This window comes from Massilia brevitalea, assembly GCF_030711405.1.
GTDB lineage: Bacteria > Pseudomonadota > Gammaproteobacteria > Burkholderiales > Burkholderiaceae_D > Telluria > Telluria brevitalea.
Genome location: NZ_JAULSI010000027.1, coordinates 1 through 16,180, shown reverse-complemented (window position 1 = coordinate 16,180; position 16,180 = coordinate 1). Strand labels below are relative to the sequence as shown.

At 65.3% G+C, this 16,180-nt stretch carries 16 protein-coding genes; 10 read left to right on the top strand and 6 right to left on the bottom strand.

Annotation, left to right across the window (positions count from 1 at the left end; translation table 11 throughout):
- Positions 1 to 44: 44 nt before the first annotated feature.
- A complete protein-coding gene (locus QWL29_RS17230; RefSeq protein ID WP_305824108.1) occupies positions 45 to 878 on the bottom strand; it encodes a p-hydroxycinnamoyl CoA hydratase/lyase in 834 nt (277 codons plus the stop codon).
- Between the two features lie 90 nt (positions 879 to 968).
- Between QWL29_RS17230 and QWL29_RS17225 the strand changes: the two genes are divergently transcribed.
- A complete protein-coding gene (locus QWL29_RS17225; RefSeq protein ID WP_305824107.1) occupies positions 969 to 1,436 on the top strand; it encodes a MarR family winged helix-turn-helix transcriptional regulator in 468 nt (155 codons plus the stop codon).
- Between the two features lie 146 nt (positions 1,437 to 1,582).
- Here QWL29_RS17225 and QWL29_RS17220 read toward each other — a convergent pair whose 3' ends face one another.
- The 3 genes from QWL29_RS17220 to QWL29_RS17210 form a co-directional block, all read right to left on the bottom strand.
- Positions 1,583 to 2,209 carry a 2-hydroxychromene-2-carboxylate isomerase gene (locus QWL29_RS17220; protein ID WP_305824106.1) on the bottom strand — a complete coding sequence of 209 codons (627 nt, stop codon included), beginning with the start codon at positions 2,207 to 2,209 and terminating at the stop codon, positions 1,583 to 1,585.
- 10 nt (positions 2,210 to 2,219) lie between these two features.
- The gene (locus QWL29_RS17215) at positions 2,220 to 3,899 is read right to left on the bottom strand and encodes an AMP-binding protein (RefSeq protein WP_305824105.1); all 1,680 of its coding nucleotides are present in this window, start codon (positions 3,897 to 3,899) and stop codon (positions 2,220 to 2,222) included.
- 113 nt (positions 3,900 to 4,012) lie between these two features.
- The gene (locus tag QWL29_RS17210; protein ID WP_305824104.1) at positions 4,013 to 5,017 is read right to left on the bottom strand and encodes an aldo/keto reductase; all 1,005 of its coding nucleotides are present in this window, start codon (positions 5,015 to 5,017) and stop codon (positions 4,013 to 4,015) included.
- 187 nt (positions 5,018 to 5,204) lie between these two features.
- On the opposite strand from QWL29_RS17210, the gene QWL29_RS17205 reads away from it, so the two are divergent.
- Positions 5,205 to 6,299, top strand: a complete 1,095-nt coding sequence (locus QWL29_RS17205; RefSeq protein WP_305824103.1) for a DUF1176 domain-containing protein — start codon at positions 5,205 to 5,207, stop codon at positions 6,297 to 6,299.
- 88 nt (positions 6,300 to 6,387) lie between these two features.
- On the opposite strand, the gene QWL29_RS17200 is transcribed toward QWL29_RS17205, so the two are convergent.
- The gene (locus tag QWL29_RS17200; protein WP_305824102.1) at positions 6,388 to 7,566 is read right to left on the bottom strand and encodes an ABC transporter substrate-binding protein; all 1,179 of its coding nucleotides are present in this window, start codon (positions 7,564 to 7,566) and stop codon (positions 6,388 to 6,390) included.
- 200 nt (positions 7,567 to 7,766) lie between these two features.
- Here QWL29_RS17200 and QWL29_RS17195 point away from each other — a divergent pair, with 200 nt between their 5' ends.
- Positions 7,767 to 8,864: a porin gene (locus tag QWL29_RS17195; protein WP_305824101.1), complete on the top strand. Its 1,098-nt coding sequence runs from the start codon at positions 7,767 to 7,769 to the stop codon at positions 8,862 to 8,864.
- A 270-nt stretch (positions 8,865 to 9,134) separates the two neighbouring features.
- Here the strand turns inward: QWL29_RS17195 and QWL29_RS17190 are convergent, their stop codons facing one another.
- Positions 9,135 to 9,989 carry an IclR family transcriptional regulator domain-containing protein gene (locus QWL29_RS17190; protein ID WP_305824100.1) on the bottom strand — a complete coding sequence of 285 codons (855 nt, stop codon included), beginning with the start codon at positions 9,987 to 9,989 and terminating at the stop codon, positions 9,135 to 9,137.
- 168 nt (positions 9,990 to 10,157) lie between these two features.
- Between QWL29_RS17190 and QWL29_RS17185 the strand changes: the two genes are divergently transcribed.
- The 7 genes from QWL29_RS17185 (at position 10,158) to QWL29_RS17155 (ending at position 16,103) form a co-directional block, all read left to right on the top strand.
- Positions 10,158 to 10,823 carry a 3-oxoacid CoA-transferase subunit A gene (locus QWL29_RS17185; RefSeq protein WP_305824099.1) on the top strand — a complete coding sequence of 222 codons (666 nt, stop codon included), beginning with the start codon at positions 10,158 to 10,160 and terminating at the stop codon, positions 10,821 to 10,823.
- Positions 10,820 to 11,476, top strand: coding sequence for a CoA transferase subunit B (locus tag QWL29_RS17180; protein ID WP_305824098.1), 657 nt, complete (start codon positions 10,820 to 10,822; stop codon positions 11,474 to 11,476). The genes QWL29_RS17185 and QWL29_RS17180 overlap by 4 nt, the downstream gene beginning before the upstream one ends.
- Positions 11,473 to 12,675 carry a 3-oxoadipyl-CoA thiolase gene (gene pcaF / locus QWL29_RS17175; RefSeq protein WP_305824097.1) on the top strand — a complete coding sequence of 401 codons (1,203 nt, stop codon included), beginning with the start codon at positions 11,473 to 11,475 and terminating at the stop codon, positions 12,673 to 12,675. The genes QWL29_RS17180 and pcaF overlap by 4 nt, the downstream gene beginning before the upstream one ends.
- 72 nt (positions 12,676 to 12,747) lie before the next feature.
- Complete coding sequence (locus QWL29_RS17170) at positions 12,748 to 13,614, top strand: branched-chain amino acid ABC transporter permease (RefSeq protein ID WP_305824096.1); 867 nt, start codon at positions 12,748 to 12,750, stop codon at positions 13,612 to 13,614.
- Positions 13,611 to 14,666 carry a branched-chain amino acid ABC transporter permease gene (locus tag QWL29_RS17165; protein ID WP_305824095.1) on the top strand — a complete coding sequence of 352 codons (1,056 nt, stop codon included), beginning with the start codon at positions 13,611 to 13,613 and terminating at the stop codon, positions 14,664 to 14,666. Before QWL29_RS17170 ends, QWL29_RS17165 begins: the two co-directional genes overlap by 4 nt.
- Positions 14,657 to 15,409, top strand: coding sequence for an ABC transporter ATP-binding protein (locus tag QWL29_RS17160; RefSeq protein ID WP_305824094.1), 753 nt, complete (start codon positions 14,657 to 14,659; stop codon positions 15,407 to 15,409). Before QWL29_RS17165 ends, QWL29_RS17160 begins: the two co-directional genes overlap by 10 nt.
- Positions 15,402 to 16,103 (top strand): ABC transporter ATP-binding protein, encoded by a 702-nt coding sequence (locus tag QWL29_RS17155; protein ID WP_305824093.1) that lies wholly within the window; start codon positions 15,402 to 15,404, stop codon positions 16,101 to 16,103. Before QWL29_RS17160 ends, QWL29_RS17155 begins: the two co-directional genes overlap by 8 nt.
- Positions 16,104 to 16,180: the final 77 nt, after the last annotated feature.

The window sequence follows — 16,180 nt, the reverse complement described above, 5'->3', positions numbered from 1 at the left end:
GCCGCCATTATTATTGTTTTGTTCTGAATGAGCAGGCTTTTTTATTAGCTACGCTTATAGGTCTGCAGCCCCGGCTTGATGGTCTTATCGTCCAGGAATTGCTTCAGGCCTTCCTTGCGGCCCTTTTCCGGGTCGCGGTAGTTGGACTGGTCGGTCTTGGCGTACAGGTAGTCTTCGCCTTGTTCCCAGGTCAGTTCGCGGCAGCGCTTGAAGCCGACTTTCGCGTAGCGCAGCACCACCGGGTTCTTTTCGAGCAGCTTATTTGCCAGTTCGATCACGGCGTCGCGTAGCTGCTCCTTCGGCACGCTCCTGTTGATCAGGCCCATGCTTGCCGCTTCCTTGCCGGTAAAGGTGTCGCCGGTCATGATGTAGTGCAGGGCGTTGCGGTGGCCCATGGTGTCGGCCACGGCCTTGCTCACCAGATTGCCTGGTGGGATACCCCAGTTCACTTCCGACAAGCCGAACACGGCGTCGTCGGCGGCGATCGCCAGGTCGCAAGCCACCAGCGGCGAGAATGCGCCGCCGAAGCACCAGCCGTTGACCATGGCAATGGTCGCCTTGCTATACATGCGCAGTAATTTCCACTGCCACTGCGAGCAGTCGCGGCGCATGCGTTCCTGCATGATTTCCGGCTTGCCATCGGTTTCGCGGAAGTATTCTTTGAGGTCCATCCCCGCGGTCCAGGCCTCGCCGGCTCCGGTGAGGACGATCACCTGGGCGTCATCGTCGAGCTCGAGGGTCTCCAGCACATCGATCATCTCGCGGTTCAGCGTCGGGCTCATGGCATTGCGCTTCTCCGGGCGGTTCAGGGTGATCCAGCCGATACCGTTATCGACATCCACTTTGACGGTTTGCCAGCGTGCTTCGTATTTGGACATACAATGTCTCCTCTTGGTCAATTTTGTATCAGGCTGCCTGATATGTGTCTTATACTATACGGGCCGGATCGGCATGACAAGTAACTTTTTATGAACACTGCAAAAAAATTATCGCCCGTCCCGAAGACCTCGAAACCGACCAGCCTGGCCTACCTCGTCGGCCGCCTCGACCACATCCTGAAGCAGCGCCTGCGCGACAGCCTGGCGCCTTGCGGGTTGTCCGTGCCGCAGTACACGGCGCTGTCGGTATTCCGTGCGCATGGCGCGCTGTCGAACGCGCAGCTGGCCACGCGCACGATGGTGTCGCCGCAGTCGGCCAACGAGATGGTCAAGCAGATGGAGGGAAAGGGCTGGATCGCGCGCACGCCGGACCCGGCGCACGGGCGCATCATCCAGATCAGCCTGACGGAGGCCGGGCAGGCCGTGCTGGCCGATTGCGATGCGCAGGTAGCAGAGCTGGAGGGGTTGATGTTTGCCGATCTGGACGAGGAGGCAAAGGCGACCTTGCAGGCGCAGTTGCGCGGCGCGGTCAGGGCCTTGAGTGTGCAGGGACTGTAAACGTATTTCTACGTTGGCGCTGATGTACGTAGGGTGGGCCGGGCCGCGCTAGGCACTTGTGCCCACGCGTGAACGATGACCATTGTTGGCCAACTTTTTAATTCCAACAGTTAGCGAACGTCACGCGTGGGCACGGAGCGCCCACCCTACGAGCTTCTGACGACTCCAGCTCCGGTTGCACGCGCGGATGCATACTCTGGCCGCTCGAACAGATCCGGCTCCTCCAGGAAGCGCGTCGCCCACTCGACCGTATCGTTCCCCCAGAAAACCTGTCCATGCAGTACCAGCGAAGGCACGCCGAACACGCCCTGGCCGATGGCCTGTTGGGTATTCGCGACGAGCCGCTGCTTTACCTCTGGCCTGGCGACCAGCTCCGCAGCATCGCCGACGCCGAGCCGCGCAGCCAGCGCATCGAACTCAACTTCCGGATCGCGCCCCTCGCCGAAGATGAAGCCGAAGGCCTTTTCAACGACCTCATCGCCGGCCTCCAGCGCCACCATCAGCCGCTGCGCCGCCAGCGAATTGAAGGGATGCCGCGGCGGCATCCGGAACGGAATACCCTGCACCCCGGCCTGCCACACGCAATACTGGTAAGTATGCAGCCGCTTCGGCGCCGTCTCCGCCGGCCCCTTCGTCCCCCAGTGCTTCAGCATCCCCGCAAACAGCACCGGCACCGCCTTGATCTGCACCTGCTCGCGCAATGGAGCCAGCCGGTGAAAGTGCAGGTACGCGAACGGCGAAATCAAATCGTAGTGCCACAGCGCGCGTTCCATATTGGCGCCCTCAGCCCGCCAGGCCAAGATCGGTCGCGGCCTGCTCGCGCAGCAGGTACTTCTGGATCTTGCCGGTCACCGTCATCGGAAACTGCGTCACGAAGCGGATATGGCGCGGGATCTTGTAGTGCGCGATCTGCCCCTTGCAGAAGTCGCGGATCTCGTCGGCATCGGCGTCCATCCCGGGCCGCAGGATGATGCAGGCGCACAGCTCCTCGCCGAACTTCGGGTCGGGCACGCCGACGCACTGCACGTCCAGCACCTTCGGATGCTTGTACAGGAATTCCTCGATCTCGCGCGGGTAGATGTTCTCGCCGCCGCGGATCACCATGTCCTTGGCGCGGCCGACGATGGTGGCAAAGCCGTTCTCGTCGATCACGGCCAGGTCGCCCGTATGCATCCAGCGCGCCGCGTCGATGGTCTCGCGCGTCTTTTCCTCGTCGCCCCAGTAGCCGAGCATCACCGAATAGCCGCGCGTCAGCAGTTCGCCCTTCACGCCGCGCGGCACGATGCACCCGTCGGCGTCGACGATCTTCACTTCCAGGTGCGGGTGCACGCGGCCGATGGTGGACACGCGCAGGGGCACCGGATCGTCGGTCGAACTCTGGAAGCTGACCGGAGAGGTCTCGGTCATGCCGTAGGCGATCGTGATCTCGGACAGGTGCATGCGCTCGATCACGCGGCTCATCACCTCGGCCGGGCAGGGCGAGCCGGCCATGATGCCGGTGCGTAGCGTCGACAGATCGTATTGTGCAAAATCCGGATGGTCGAGCAGGGCGATGAACATGGTCGGCACGCCGTGCAGGCCGGTGCAGCGTTCGTTCTGCACCGTTTCCAGCACCGACTTCGGCTCGAAGCCTTCGCCCGGGAAGACCATCGTCGCGCCGTGCGTCACGCAGGCCAGGTTCCCCAGCACCATGCCGAAGCAGTGGTAGAGCGGCACCGGGATGCACAGGCGGTCGATGTGGGTCAGCTTCATCGCCTCACCGATGAAGAAGCCGTTGTTCAGGATATTGTGGTGGGTGAGCGTGGCGCCCTTCGGCGAGCCGGTGGTGCCCGAGGTGAACTGGATGTTCACCGGGTCGTCGAACTGCAGCGCCGCGCCCAGCTTGGCCAGTTGCGCCAGCTGTCCGGCGCCCGGTTCGGCCATCAGATCATCGAAATTCAGCATGCCCGGCGTCTGCGCGCTCCCCATGCGGATCACATGGCGCAGTTGCGGGAGCTTGCTTGAGCGTAGCTGCGACGGCGCCGCCCCCAAGATCTCGGGCACCACATCCTGCACCATGCCGATGTAGTCGCTGAACTTGAACACGGGCGCCAGGATCAGGGCCGCGCACTGCACCTTGCCCAGCACGTATTCGAGTTCCGAGCGGCGGTAGGCGGGGTTGATGTTCACCATGATCAAACCGGCGCGCGCGGTGGCGAACTGCACCAGCACCCATTCGGCGCAGTTCTGCGACCAGATGCCGACGCGGTCGCCCGGCTCCAGCCCCAGCGCCAGCAGGCCGGCGGCCAGTCGCGTCACGCGCTCGTCGAATTCGCGGTAGGTCCAGCGCACCTCCTGGTGCCGAACGACGAGGGCGTCGTTGTCGGCGTAACGCGCCGCGATGTGGGTGAGGAAGTCGCCGATGGTCTCGCCGATGAGCGGCACGTCGTGCGCGCCATGGACGTAGCTGGGCAGAGGCTGCATGTTTGTCTCCATATCCTGTCGTTGTCTATGGTGTGCCGCTGCGCTGTGCCGCGCAGTCGGCATGCCCCGCGCCTGCAAGGAGGCGCGGCGGCGTATCGAACTTGTGCTACAGCTTACACTACCGGCTTGCGCGGCGGCACAGGCGCCTCCTGCGGCAGCAAGCCTTCGGCCAGCAGGGCTTCCCAGAACGCGGCAGGAATCTGAATATCCATCAGCGCCGCGTTGCGCTTCAGGTGCTGCGGGCTGCTGGCGCCGGGAATGGTCGCGGCCACCACCGGATGCGCCAGGCCGAACTGCAGCGCCGCCGCCGGCAAGTCGACGCCGTGCTCGGCGGCCACCTTGCGCAGGCGCTCGCGCAGCGCGTGCTGCTCCGGCTTGGCCGGCTGGTAATCGTAATGCTCGCCGCCGACCAGGAAGCCGGAATTGAACGGCCCGCCGAGCACCACGCCCGCGCCGCGCGCTTCGCACAGCGGGAAGAATTCCTGTAGCGGAGTGGTTTCCATCAGCGTGTAGCGCCCCGCCAGCAAAAAGATGTCCGGGTCGGACTGCTGCAGTGCGCGCATGCAGGGTCCGATCGTGTTCACGCCCATGCCCCAGCCCTTGATCACGCCTTCCTCGCGCAGCTTGACCAGGCCCTCGAAGGCGCCGTTCTTGCCGGCCGCAATGCCGAAGTGGTGCTCGAACTCGGCCTGGGGCAGGGCGTCGGGCGACAGGTCGTGCACATAGACGATGTCGATGTGGCCCAGCGCCAGGCGCTGCAGGCTGTCTTCCACCGCGCGGCGCACGCCGTCCGCCGTGTAGTCGAGCACGCGCTTGAAGGGCAGCGTGCCGACGAATGGCGCCGCGATTTCGCCGGGGCCGTGCGGCACCAGCAGGCGGCCGACCTTGGTCGACAGCGTGAAGTCCTCGCGCTTGCGGCGGCGCAGGGCCTGGCCGAAGCGGTGCTCGGACAGGCCGGCGCCGTAGTGCGGCGCGGTGTCGAAATAGCGGATGCCCGCTTCCCACGCGGCGTCGACGGTGGACATTGCCGCCTCGTCGCTCGTGGTGTGGTACATGTCGCCCAGCCCGGTGCCACCCAGGCCCAGGCGCGTGATCGGTCGATAGCGTTGGTTCACCATGCTTCCTTTCGTATTCGGATAGTCGGTGGGGCGAGGCAGCCCCGATGACCTATGCTACACCGCTCGACCATGGCGGCGGGCACGGTTGACCGGGCGCGAAAGCTTGCCTGGAAAACAACGGCAACGTAGACTCCGGCTTTCGATAACCCGGCGCCACAACGCCCCGAGCCACGCACACATGAGACAGATGAACAGAACGATTGCCACATGCCTCGGCGCCGGCTTGCTCCTCCTGGCCGGCGCCTCGCGCGCCGGCGCCGCCGACCTGCCCAAGCTGCAGTTCTCGCACGGCGACTGGGAAATCGCCTGCGACAACACCCGCACCTGCCGCGCCGCCGGCTACTACATCGGCAGGACCGGCGACGACGACAGCGAACCCGAACCGCTGGCGGTGTCGGTGCTCCTGACCCGCAAGGCAGGGCCGAACGCGCCCGTGCAGGGTGAAGTGCAGTTCGGCACCTACCTGGACGATGAGACCGCCAAATCGCTCCCCAAGACGCTGGCGCCGACGATGAAGATCAACGGCAAGGCCTACGGCAAACTCATGGTCCCGGAAGAAGACTGGACCGTCGACCTGTCGCCGGCCCAGACCGCGGCCCTGCTCGGCGCGCTCGCGCGTGTCAGCAAGATCGAATGGACCGACGGCCCGCGCACCTGGCGCCTGTCGGATGCGGGCGCGACGGCGGTGCTGCTCAAGATGGACGAGTTCCAGGGCCGCATCGGCACACCCGGCGCGGTGATGCGCAAGGGGACGAAGCCCGAGAGCAGCGTCTTGCCGGCCCTGCCGGAACCCGTGGTGGTGGTCGCCGCCCTCGACGACCGCGCGGTCAGCCTGCCAAAGGAGCGCCTCGCCGCCCTGCGCACAGCCTTGCAGGTCGACGAGGAAACGTGTACGGAAACGACGGATAGCGAGGGCAAGCCCGGCGAGATTACCGTGAACCGCCTGTCGGGCGGCAAGCTGCTGGCCTCCATGCCTTGCTGGCGCGCGGCGTACAACGAGGGCTATGCCTACTGGGTCATCAACGCCAATCCGCCGTATGCGCCGCAGCTGGTCACGAGCGCCGGCTCCGACTACCAGGGCGGCACCATCGGCGGCTCGCACAAGGGCCGCGGCCTGGGCGACTGCTGGTCGTTCGAGGCGTGGACCTGGGACGGACGGCGCTTCGTCCAGACCGGTGAGGGCGACACCGGCGATTGCCGGATGGTGGCGCCGGGCGGGGCCTGGTCGCTGCCGGTGCTGGTGGCGACCGTGCGCACGGCTGGAGAAAAGGCTCAGCCCTGAGTCCCGCACGCAGTGCCCTGGACACGGGCACCGCCATGTTAAGGCTGGGCTCGTGTCCGGATGTCAGACCTGACCCCCGCTGTTCAGCTTATTGCTTGCCCGGATCCTTCAGGTTCGGGAACTGGTCGAACTCGATGTTGTAGGGCTCACCGCTCACCTTCTCGACCTTGCGCACGTAGACCGTCTGCACCACGTCGCGCGTGGCCGGGTCGATGCTGATCGGGCCGCGTGGGCTGGCGATCTTCATGCCCTTTAATACTGCCATCGCCTTGTCGCCGTCGATCTTGCCGCCCAACTTGTTGCTGACCTGGTAGATCGCGTTCATGCCGTCATACGCGGCAACGGCCATGAAGTTGGGGCGGCCGCCTTGCGGGTTGGTGGCGGCAAAGCTTTTCAGGAAGGCGTCGTTCTCGGGCGACTTGTGCGCCGCCGAGTAGTGGAAGGTGGTGATCACGCCCAGGGTGTTGTCGCCCATGGCCGGCAGCACGTGGTCGTCGGTCAGGTCGCCGGTGGCGATGACCTTGATGCCGGCGGCAGCCAGGCCGCGTTCCCGATAGCCCTTCATGAAGGCGATGCTTTGCTCGCCGGCCGGCACGAACACGAACACGGCATCCGGCTTGGCATCCTTGATGCGCTGGATGAAGGGCGCGAATTCCGGGTTGCGCAGCGGGACGCGGATCGATTCGACGATCTTGCCGCCGTTTTTCACCAGGCGGTCGCTGAAGGCTTTTTCGGCATCGATGCCGGGGCCGTAGTCGGCCACCACCGTCGCCACATTCTTGATCTTGTTCTTCAGCGCCCAGTCGCCCATCGGCGCCGAGATCTGCGGCAGCGTCATCGAGAAGCGCGCGATGTAGTCGGATTTTGTGGTGATGATCGACGTGGCCGCGTTCATGATGATCATCGGCTTCTTCGCCTGCTGCGCGATCGGGGCCACCGCCAGCGCTTCCGGCGTCAGGCCGAAGCCGGCCAGGAAGTCGACCTTGTCGCGCACCACCAGTTCCTGCGCCAGGCGCTTGGCGATTTCCGGCGAGGGGCCGGTGGTGTCCTTGTAGATGATCTGGATCTTCTCGCCGGCGACGGTGTCGCCATGCTGCGCCATCCAGGCCTTGATCCCGCCCTGCATCTGCTTGCCGTAGTCGGCAAACGGCCCGGAGAAGGAGGCGATCACGCCGACCTTGATGGTGTCCTGGGCCCAGGCGAGCGGGGTGGCGGCGGCGCTGAGCGCGGTGGCCACGGCGAACGCGGCGATGTTCTTGAACTGCATGCTTGTCTCCTGTTGGTTGGTCTCGCGGGGCAGCTTGTCTGCCCGGTTGGCATCGTGGCCGAGCCGCAACCGGGTCAACAAGTGACGCAATCATATTGTTGACAAGGTTACGTGACAACAATAGTATCGTTTTCGCGTTCGATTAACAACCTCTTGTTCGGTAATCGCACACTCCATACCAATAAACCCATGGAGACAACATGAAGAAAGTCCTGTCCAGCGCCGCCGCGCTGATGTGCGGCCTCGCCGCCGCCGCAAGCACTTCCGCCCACGCACAGACTTCGGTCCAGATCTACGGCATCGTCGACAGCGGCGTCGCCCACCTGACCAACGTGAACGCTGCCGGCGACTCCAACACCAAGGTGCCGTCGCTCACCAGCTCCTTCCCCTCGCGCATCGGCTTCAAGGGCACCGAGGACCTCGGCGGCGGGCTGCAGGCCTTCTTCGTACTGGAAAGCGGCCTGGCCATGGACAACGGCTCCTCGCAGCAGGGCGGGCGCATGTTCGGGCGCGCGGCGCTGGTTGGCCTGAAAGGCGACTGGGGCACGCTGACCCTGGGCCGCCAGAACAACATGACGTATATCTCGGGCCTGAAGGCCGACGTCCTTGGCCCGCACCTGTTCGCCATCGGCAGCATCGACCCCTACCTGCCGAACGCGCGCAGCGACAACGCCATCGGCTACATGGGCAACTTCAACGGGGTCGTGGTGGGCGCCACCTACAGCTTCGGCCGCGATGCCTCCGCCGCCGGCGGCCCGGCGGCCACCAACTGCGCCGGCGAAGTGGTCGGCAATTCGAAGGCCTGCCGCCAGTACACCGCGCTGCTCGGCTACGAGAACAAGCAGTGGGGCCTGAACGCTTCGTACGACCGCCTGAAGGGCAACACCGGCGCTGCCGGCGGCCTCACCAGCCCGAACAACACCGACATCCGCAGCACCGTCAACGGCTACCTGATGCTGGGCGCGACCAAGATCGGCGGCGGCGCCATCGACCGCGAAACCAACGCCGCCACCGGCCCCACCGAATCGCTGCTGTGGTACCTGGGCGTGAGCCACCCGGTCAACAACTTCGTGGTCGACGTCCAGGCGGCGGCGCGCAACACGCGCCATTCCGACGACGACGTCACGATGCTGGTGGCGCGCCTGAGCTATGCGCTGTCGAAGCGCACCGTGCTGTACACGGCGATCGGGCGGATGGACAACGACGGCAACTCGGCGGTGGCGCTGGATGCGGGCGGCTCGGTGGGTGTGGGCAAGACGCAGAATGGCGTGATGCTGGGGCTGCGGCACCACTTCTGATTGACCGGCTATGGTGCCGATTGGTGGGTTCGAGAACCCACCCTACGGTATCGATGCAGCGCCCACATGTCGAACCGCGTAGGGTGGGTTCTCGAACCCACCATGACAGCGCCCGCATGTCGAAACGCGGGCCGTAGGGGTGGCGGTTTTGTAGGGTGGACTCCCGAGTCCACGCGGTTGAACCGTTGCATGTCGCTGAAGTCACATTTCGACATGCGGCCGTCGTACCGCGTGGGCTCGAGAGCCCACCCTACGAACGTCCAATAAGCCTTACGGCAGCAGCACCGACAGCTCCTGCGCGCCGCGCAGCAGCACCGGCAGGAACTCGGCCTGCATCCGCTCGACACTGACCCGCGCCGCCTGCGCTCCCACGTTCAGCGCCGCAACCACCTGGCCGGAAGCGCCGCGCACCGGCACCGAGATCGAGCGCAGGCCCAGTTCCAGTTCCTCGTCGTTGATGGCGTAGCCGCTCTGGCGCACGCCGGCCAGGATCTCGCGCAGGCGCTTCTGCGTAGTCACGGTCTTGTCGGTCATCGCCTTCAACTTGGTGCGCGCAAAGTAGGCGTTCAGCTGATCCGGCGGCAGATGGGCCAGCATCACCCGGCCCAGCGAAGTGCAGTAGGCGGGCAGGCGGCTGCCGGTGTTCAGGGCCACCGACATCACGCGCGTGGTGGCGGCGCGCGCCACGTACAGCACTTCGCCGTCGTCGAGCACGGCGAGCGAACTCGATTCGCCCAGCTCGCGGCTGATGTTGTTCAGGTAGGGCTGGCTCGACACCGTCAGCGGCGTCGACGACAGGTAGGAGTAGCCGAGCGTCAGCACCTTGGGCCGCAGCGAGAAGTTGTTGTGCTCGGCGTCGACGTAGCCGAGCTGCTGCAGCGTGTACAGGCAGCGCCGTACGGCCGCGCGCGGGATGCCGGTCTTCTGGCTGACCTGGGCGATGGTCTGCGGCTTGCGCGAGTCGCTGAAGGCTTGCACCACGGCCAGGCCGCGCGCCAGCGAGGTCATGAAACTGGGGTCGGTCAGGGCGTCGATCTGCTCGGCGATGCTGAGCTCGCGCTCCTCGCCGGCATCAAGCGTTTCCGGGCTGTCGGCCTCGTTGTTAGTGATCGCAATATTTGTCATGGCGGGATTGTAATGCAGCGGGGTGCGCTTCGATTGGTCTTTTTTCTTGACCTTTCGGCTACGCTACCACTACACTGCGTTGGGCGGTAATCAAACAATAGTTCGATTATCGAACAACGGCAACATCATTTCAAGTGGGCCGGATGGATCAGGCCCCAAGGCGGAGACATGATCGACAAAACCTACCAATCGCTGGAGCGTGCCGTCGCCGACGTGCATGACGGGGCGACCGTCATGATCGGCGGCTTCGGCAATGCGGGCATGCCCGCGCAGCTGATCGACGCACTCATCGCGCAAGGCGCGCGCGAGCTCACGATCGTCAACAACAATGCCGGCAACGGCGACACCGGGCTGGCCGCGCTGCTGGCCGCCAGGCGGGTACGCAAGATCATCTGCTCCTTCCCGCGCCAGCTTGACTCCCACCACTTCGACGCCCTGTACCGCGCCGGCGACATCGAACTCGAACTCACCCCGCAAGGCAACCTGGCCGAACGCATCCGCGCCGCCGGCGCCGGCATCGGCGGCTTCTTCACGCCCACCGGCTACGGCACGCTGCTGGCCGAGGGCAAGGAAACGCGCCTGATCGACGGCCGCCACTATGTGCTGGAAGCGCCGATCCACGCCGACTTCGCGCTGATCAAGGCGCACCGCGGCGACCGCTGGGGCAACCTCGTGTACCGCAAGACCGCGCGCAACTTCGGTCCGATCATGGCGATGGCGGCGAAGGTCACCATCGCCCAGGTGGCGGACATCGTGCCGCTGGGCGAGCTCGATCCCGAGGTCATCGTCACCCCGGGCATCTTCGTCCAGCGCGTCGTGAAGGAGGTTGTATGAATCGTTTTACCCGCGACCAGATCGCCGCGCGCGTGGCGCAGGACATCCACGAAGGCGCCTACGTGAACCTCGGCATCGGCCTGCCGACCAAGGTCGCCAACTACCTGCCGGCTGACCGCGAAGTCTTCCTGCACAGCGAGAACGGCCTGCTCGGCATGGGTCCGGCCCCGCTTGAAGGCGAGGAAGACGAAGACCTGATCAACGCCGGCAAGCAGCCGGTAACCATCCTCACCGGCGGCGCCTACTTCCACCACGGCGATTCGTTTGCCATGATGCGCGGCGGCCATCTCGACATCTGCGTGCTCGGCGCCTTCCAGGTCTCGGAAAGGGGCGATCTCGCCAACTGGCACACCGGCGCACCGGATGCGATTCCCGCCGTGGGCGGCGCGATGGACCTCGCCATCGGCGCCAAGCAGGTGTTCGTGATGATGGACCACCAGACCAAGACCGGCGAAAGCAAGGTCGTGCAGCAGTGCACCTACCCGCTCACCGGCGTGGCCTGCGTGAACCGTATCTATACCGACCTGGCCGTCCTCGACGTGACCAGGCACGGCCTGCGCGTGCGCGAAATGGCGCCGGGCCTGAGCCTGTATGAACTGCAGGCTGTTACGGCAGCACCCCTGCTGCCACCGGAATCAGGAGATCCAGCATGACCGACGCTTTCATTTGTGACGCCATCCGCACCCCGATCGGCCGCTACGGCGGCGCGCTGAAGGATGTGCGGGCCGACGACCTCGGCGCCATCCCGCTGCGCGAGCTCATGTCGCGCAATCCCGGCGTCGACTGGACCCAGGTCGACGACGTGATCTACGGCTGCGCCAACCAGGCCGGCGAAGACAACCGGAATGTCGCCCACATGGCGTCCTTGCTGGCTGGCCTGCCGCCTGACGTTCCGGGCACCACCGTCAACCGCCTGTGCGGCTCGGGCATGGACGCCATCGGCATCGCGGCGCGCGCCATCAAGGCCGGCGAGACCCAGCTCATGATCGCCGGCGGCGTCGAGTCGATGACGCGTGCGCCTTTCGTGATGGGCAAGGCCGATGCCGCTTTTTCGCGCCAGGCCGCGATCTACGACACCACCATCGGCTGGCGCTTCCCGAACAAGCAGATGAAGCACCTGTACGGCACCGACTCGATGCCGGAAACGGCCGAGAACGTGGCGGTCGACTACAAGGTGTCGCGCGCGGACCAGGACCGCTTTGCCCTGGCCAGCCAGCAAAAGGTGGCGCGGGCGCAAAAAGAGGGCCTGTTCGCGGACGAGATCGTGCCGGTCTTGATTCCGCAAAAAAAAGGCGATCACATCAAGTTCGAGCACGACGAACATCCGCGCGAGACCAGTCTCGAGGCGCTGGCGAAATTGAAAGGCGTGGTGCATCCGGAAGGAACCGTCACAGCCGGTAACGCTTCCGGCGTGAACGACGGCGCCTGCGCAGTGCTGATCGCCAGCGGCGAGGCGGCAGCCAAACATGGCTTGACGCCACGCGCGCGGATCGTCGGCATGGCCACCGCCGGCGTGCCGCCACGCGTAATGGGCATCGGCCCGGCGCCGGCGTCGAAGAAGCTGCTGGCCCAGCTGGGCATGACCATCGACCAGATGGACATCATCGAGCTCAATGAAGCGTTCGCAGCGCAAGCCCTGGCCGTGTTGCGCGAACTCGGTGTTGCCGACGATGATCCGAGGGTCAACCCATATGGCGGCGGCATCGCCCTCGGCCACCCGCTGGGCATGAGCGGGGCGCGCCTCGTTACCACTGCCGTGTACCAGCTGCACCGCACCGGCGGGCGCTATGCGCTGTGCACGATGTGCATCGGCGTGGGGCAGGGTATCGCCATGGTCATCGAGCGCGTCTAAGCACGTAGATTCATAAGAAGAGAAGCAGGAGACAAACATGAAATACAAAGCATCTTCACGCGGGAGGCTGCCATGATCGGCAACTTCATCGGCGTGCTGTTCGACGGCGTGGCTTACGGCGCGCTGCTGTTCCTGATCAGCGTCGGCCTGTCGGTCACGATGGGCATGATGAACTTCATTAACCTGGCCCACGGCGCCTTTGCCATGGTCGGCGGCTATGTCTGCGTCACCTTGCTCAGCAAACTCGGGCTGCCTTTCCTGGCCACGCTGCCGCTGGCCTTCGTCGCGGCCGCCGTGGTCGGCCTGGTGCTGGAACGCACCCTGTACCGCCAGCTGTATAAAGCCACCCACCTGGACCAGGTGCTGTTCTCGATCGGCCTGACCTTCATGGCGGTGGCCGGCGCGACCTTCCTGTTCGGCCCGACCCAGCAGCCGGTGCACCTGCCGGACTGGCTGCGCGGCCAGGTGCATGTGCTCGGCCTCGACCTCGGCGCCTACCGCCTGTTCCTGATCGGCGTGGTGGTGCTGATCACCTTCGGCCTCTACCTGCTGATCGAGCGCACCCGCTTCGGCGCGCAGATCCGCGCCTCGGTCGACAACCAGACCGCGGCCGAAGGTCTCGGCATCAACGTCAGCCGCGTGTTCTCGCTCACCTTCGCGCTGGGCTCGGGCCTGGCCGGCCTGGGCGGTGGACTCGGCATCGACGTGCTGGGCCTGGACCCGAGCTTCCCGATCAAGTACATGGTCTACTTCCTGCTGGTAGTGGCCGTGGGCGACGCCGGGTCCATCAAGGGGTCGCTGATCGCGGCGATCATCCTCGGCGTGTTCGACGTCGCCGGTAAATACTATGTGCCGGAAGTGGGTGCCTTCGTCATCTACACGCTGATGGTGGTGCTGCTCATCCTGTTCCCGTTTGGCCTGGTACGGAGGAAAGCATGAACGCCTATTCGACGACGGCCATCAAGGCCAAGACCGATGCTTCGGTCACTGGTACGGAGCCGCAGGCTGTGAACCGCAGCACGCTGCGCCTGCCGAACGACCGCTGGAAGGCGCTGGAAATCGCGTTCTGGCTGCTGCCGGTCGCGTCCTACTTCTTCTTCCCGGACTACCTGGTCCTGATCAGCCAGATCATGATCATCGGCCTGTTCGCGATGTCGCTCGACCTGATCCTGGGCTATGCCGGCATCGTGTCGCTCGGCCACGCCGCCTTCTTCGGACTCGGCGCCTACACGGCCGGCCTGCTGTCGGTGCATGGCTGGGGCGAGCCGATTTCCGGCCTGTTCGCGGCGGCCATCGTGGCCGGCATCTTCGGCTTCATCGTCAGCTTCCTGGTCATTCGCGGGCAAGACCTGGCGCGCCTGATGGTCACGCTCGGCATCGGCCTGATGCTGTTCGAGGCGGCCAACAAGGCGGCCTTCATTACCGGCGGCGTCGATGGGCTGTCGGGCATGGCGATGGCGCCGCTGTTCGGCGCCTTCGAGTTCGATTTGTACGGCAAGACCGCCTTCTGGTACAGCTTCGGCGTGCTGTTCATCCTGTTCGTGGTGATGCGGCGCGTGGTGAATTCGCCGTTCGGCCTGTCGCTGCGCGGCATCCGCGAAGGCGGGCGGCGCATGCCGGCCATCGGCGCGAACGTCGATCGCCGCCTGGTAGCCGTGTTCACGCTGGGTGCCGCGGTGGCCGGCATCGCCGGGGCACTGCTGGCCCAGACCACGCAGTTCGTCGGCCTGGACGTACTCGGCTTCCCGCGTTCGGCAGAACTGCTGATCATGCTGGTGCTGGGCGGGACCGGACGCCTGTACGGCGCGCTGGTCGGTGCGGCCGTGTTTATGATCGCGCAGGACAAGATCTCGGGCTTCGACCCGACCTACTGGCAGTTCTACATCGGCCTGCTGCTGGTGCTGATCGTGCTGTTCGCACGCGGCGGCATCCTGGGCGGCCTGGAAAAGATCGTCGCCACATTCAAGCGTAAGGAGGCCCCATGGCCATGACCCTGCGTACCGAAGCACTGTGCAAGCAGTGGGGCGGCTTCAAGGCGAACACCGATATCTCGCTCAGCTTCGAGCCGGGCGCGCGCCATGCGCTGATCGGCCCGAACGGCGCCGGCAAGACCACCTTCATCAATTTGCTTACCGGCGGCTTTCCGCCATCGAGCGGCAAGGTGTTCTTGGGCGACGAGGACATCACCCGGCTCGCCCAGCACGAACGCGTAAAACGCGGCATGACCCGTACCTTCCAGATCAACACCCTGTTCGCGGGCATGACGGTGCTGGAATCGGTGATGCTGGCCATCTGCGAGCGCCGCGGCCTGCAAAAAGTGTGGTGGAAGACGGTGGCGAACCATGCCGATGTGGTCGAGGAAGCGATGGCGCTGCTGGCCACGCTCAAGCTGACGAAAGAGGCGAGCAGCATCACGCGCAGCATGGCCTATGGCAAGCAGCGCCTGGTGGAGATTGCGCTTGCGCTGGCGACGCAGCCGAAGATCCTGCTGCTGGACGAACCGGCGGCCGGCATTCCTTCGCTGGAGAGCAAGGAGCTGTTCGAGGTCATCGCCGGCCTGCCGCGTGACGTGACGGTGCTCTTCATCGAGCACGACATGGGCCTGGTGTTCCGTTTTGCCGACCGCATCACGGTGCTGGTGGGCGGCAAGGTGCTGACCGAAGGCACGCCGGCCGAAATCGCCGCCGATCTGCGCGTGAAGGAAGTGTACTTGGGGGAGGCTGAACATGCCTGAATTGCTTGCGTTGGACCGCGTGACCGCCGGCTACGGCGAATCGATCGTTTTGGAGGACGTATCGTTCACGATGAACGAGGGCGACAGCCTGGCCCTGCTGGGCCGCAACGGCGTCGGCAAGACCAGCTTGCTGGTGACGCTGATGGGTCTCACCCGCCTGCACAAGGGTTCCATCCGCTGGGCCGGCGGCGACATCGCGCGCGTGCCGACCTATAAACGCTCGCGCTCGGGGCTGGGCTGGGTGCCGCAGGAGCGCCACATGTTCCCGTCGCTCACGGTCGAGGAACACCTGACCGTGGTGGAGCGCCCGGGGCCGTGGAACCTGGCGAAGATCTACGAGATATTCCCGCGTTTGCAGGAGCGCCGCGCGAACATGGGCAATCAATTGTCTGGTGGCGAGCAACAAATGTTGGCCATCGCCCGCGCCCTGATGACGAACCCGCGCATCCTGCTGCTCGACGAGCCGATGGAAGGCCTGGCGCCGATCATCGTGCAGGAGCTGGTGCGCGTGATCCGGCGCCTGGTGGCGGACGAGGGCATGTCGGTGATCGTGGTCGAGCAGCACGCGCGGCTGGCCTTGTCGCTGACCTCGCGCGCCATCGTGCTGGACCGCGGGCGGATCGTGCATGACTCGGACAGCGCCAGCTTGCTGGCCGATGGCGAGAAGCTGGATCGGCTGGTGGCTGTCGCGTAACTGTTGGCTGCTGCCACGTAGGGTGGGCACTCCGTGCCCACCCTAATGTGATGGACTCCACCCTCCTGATAACGGCA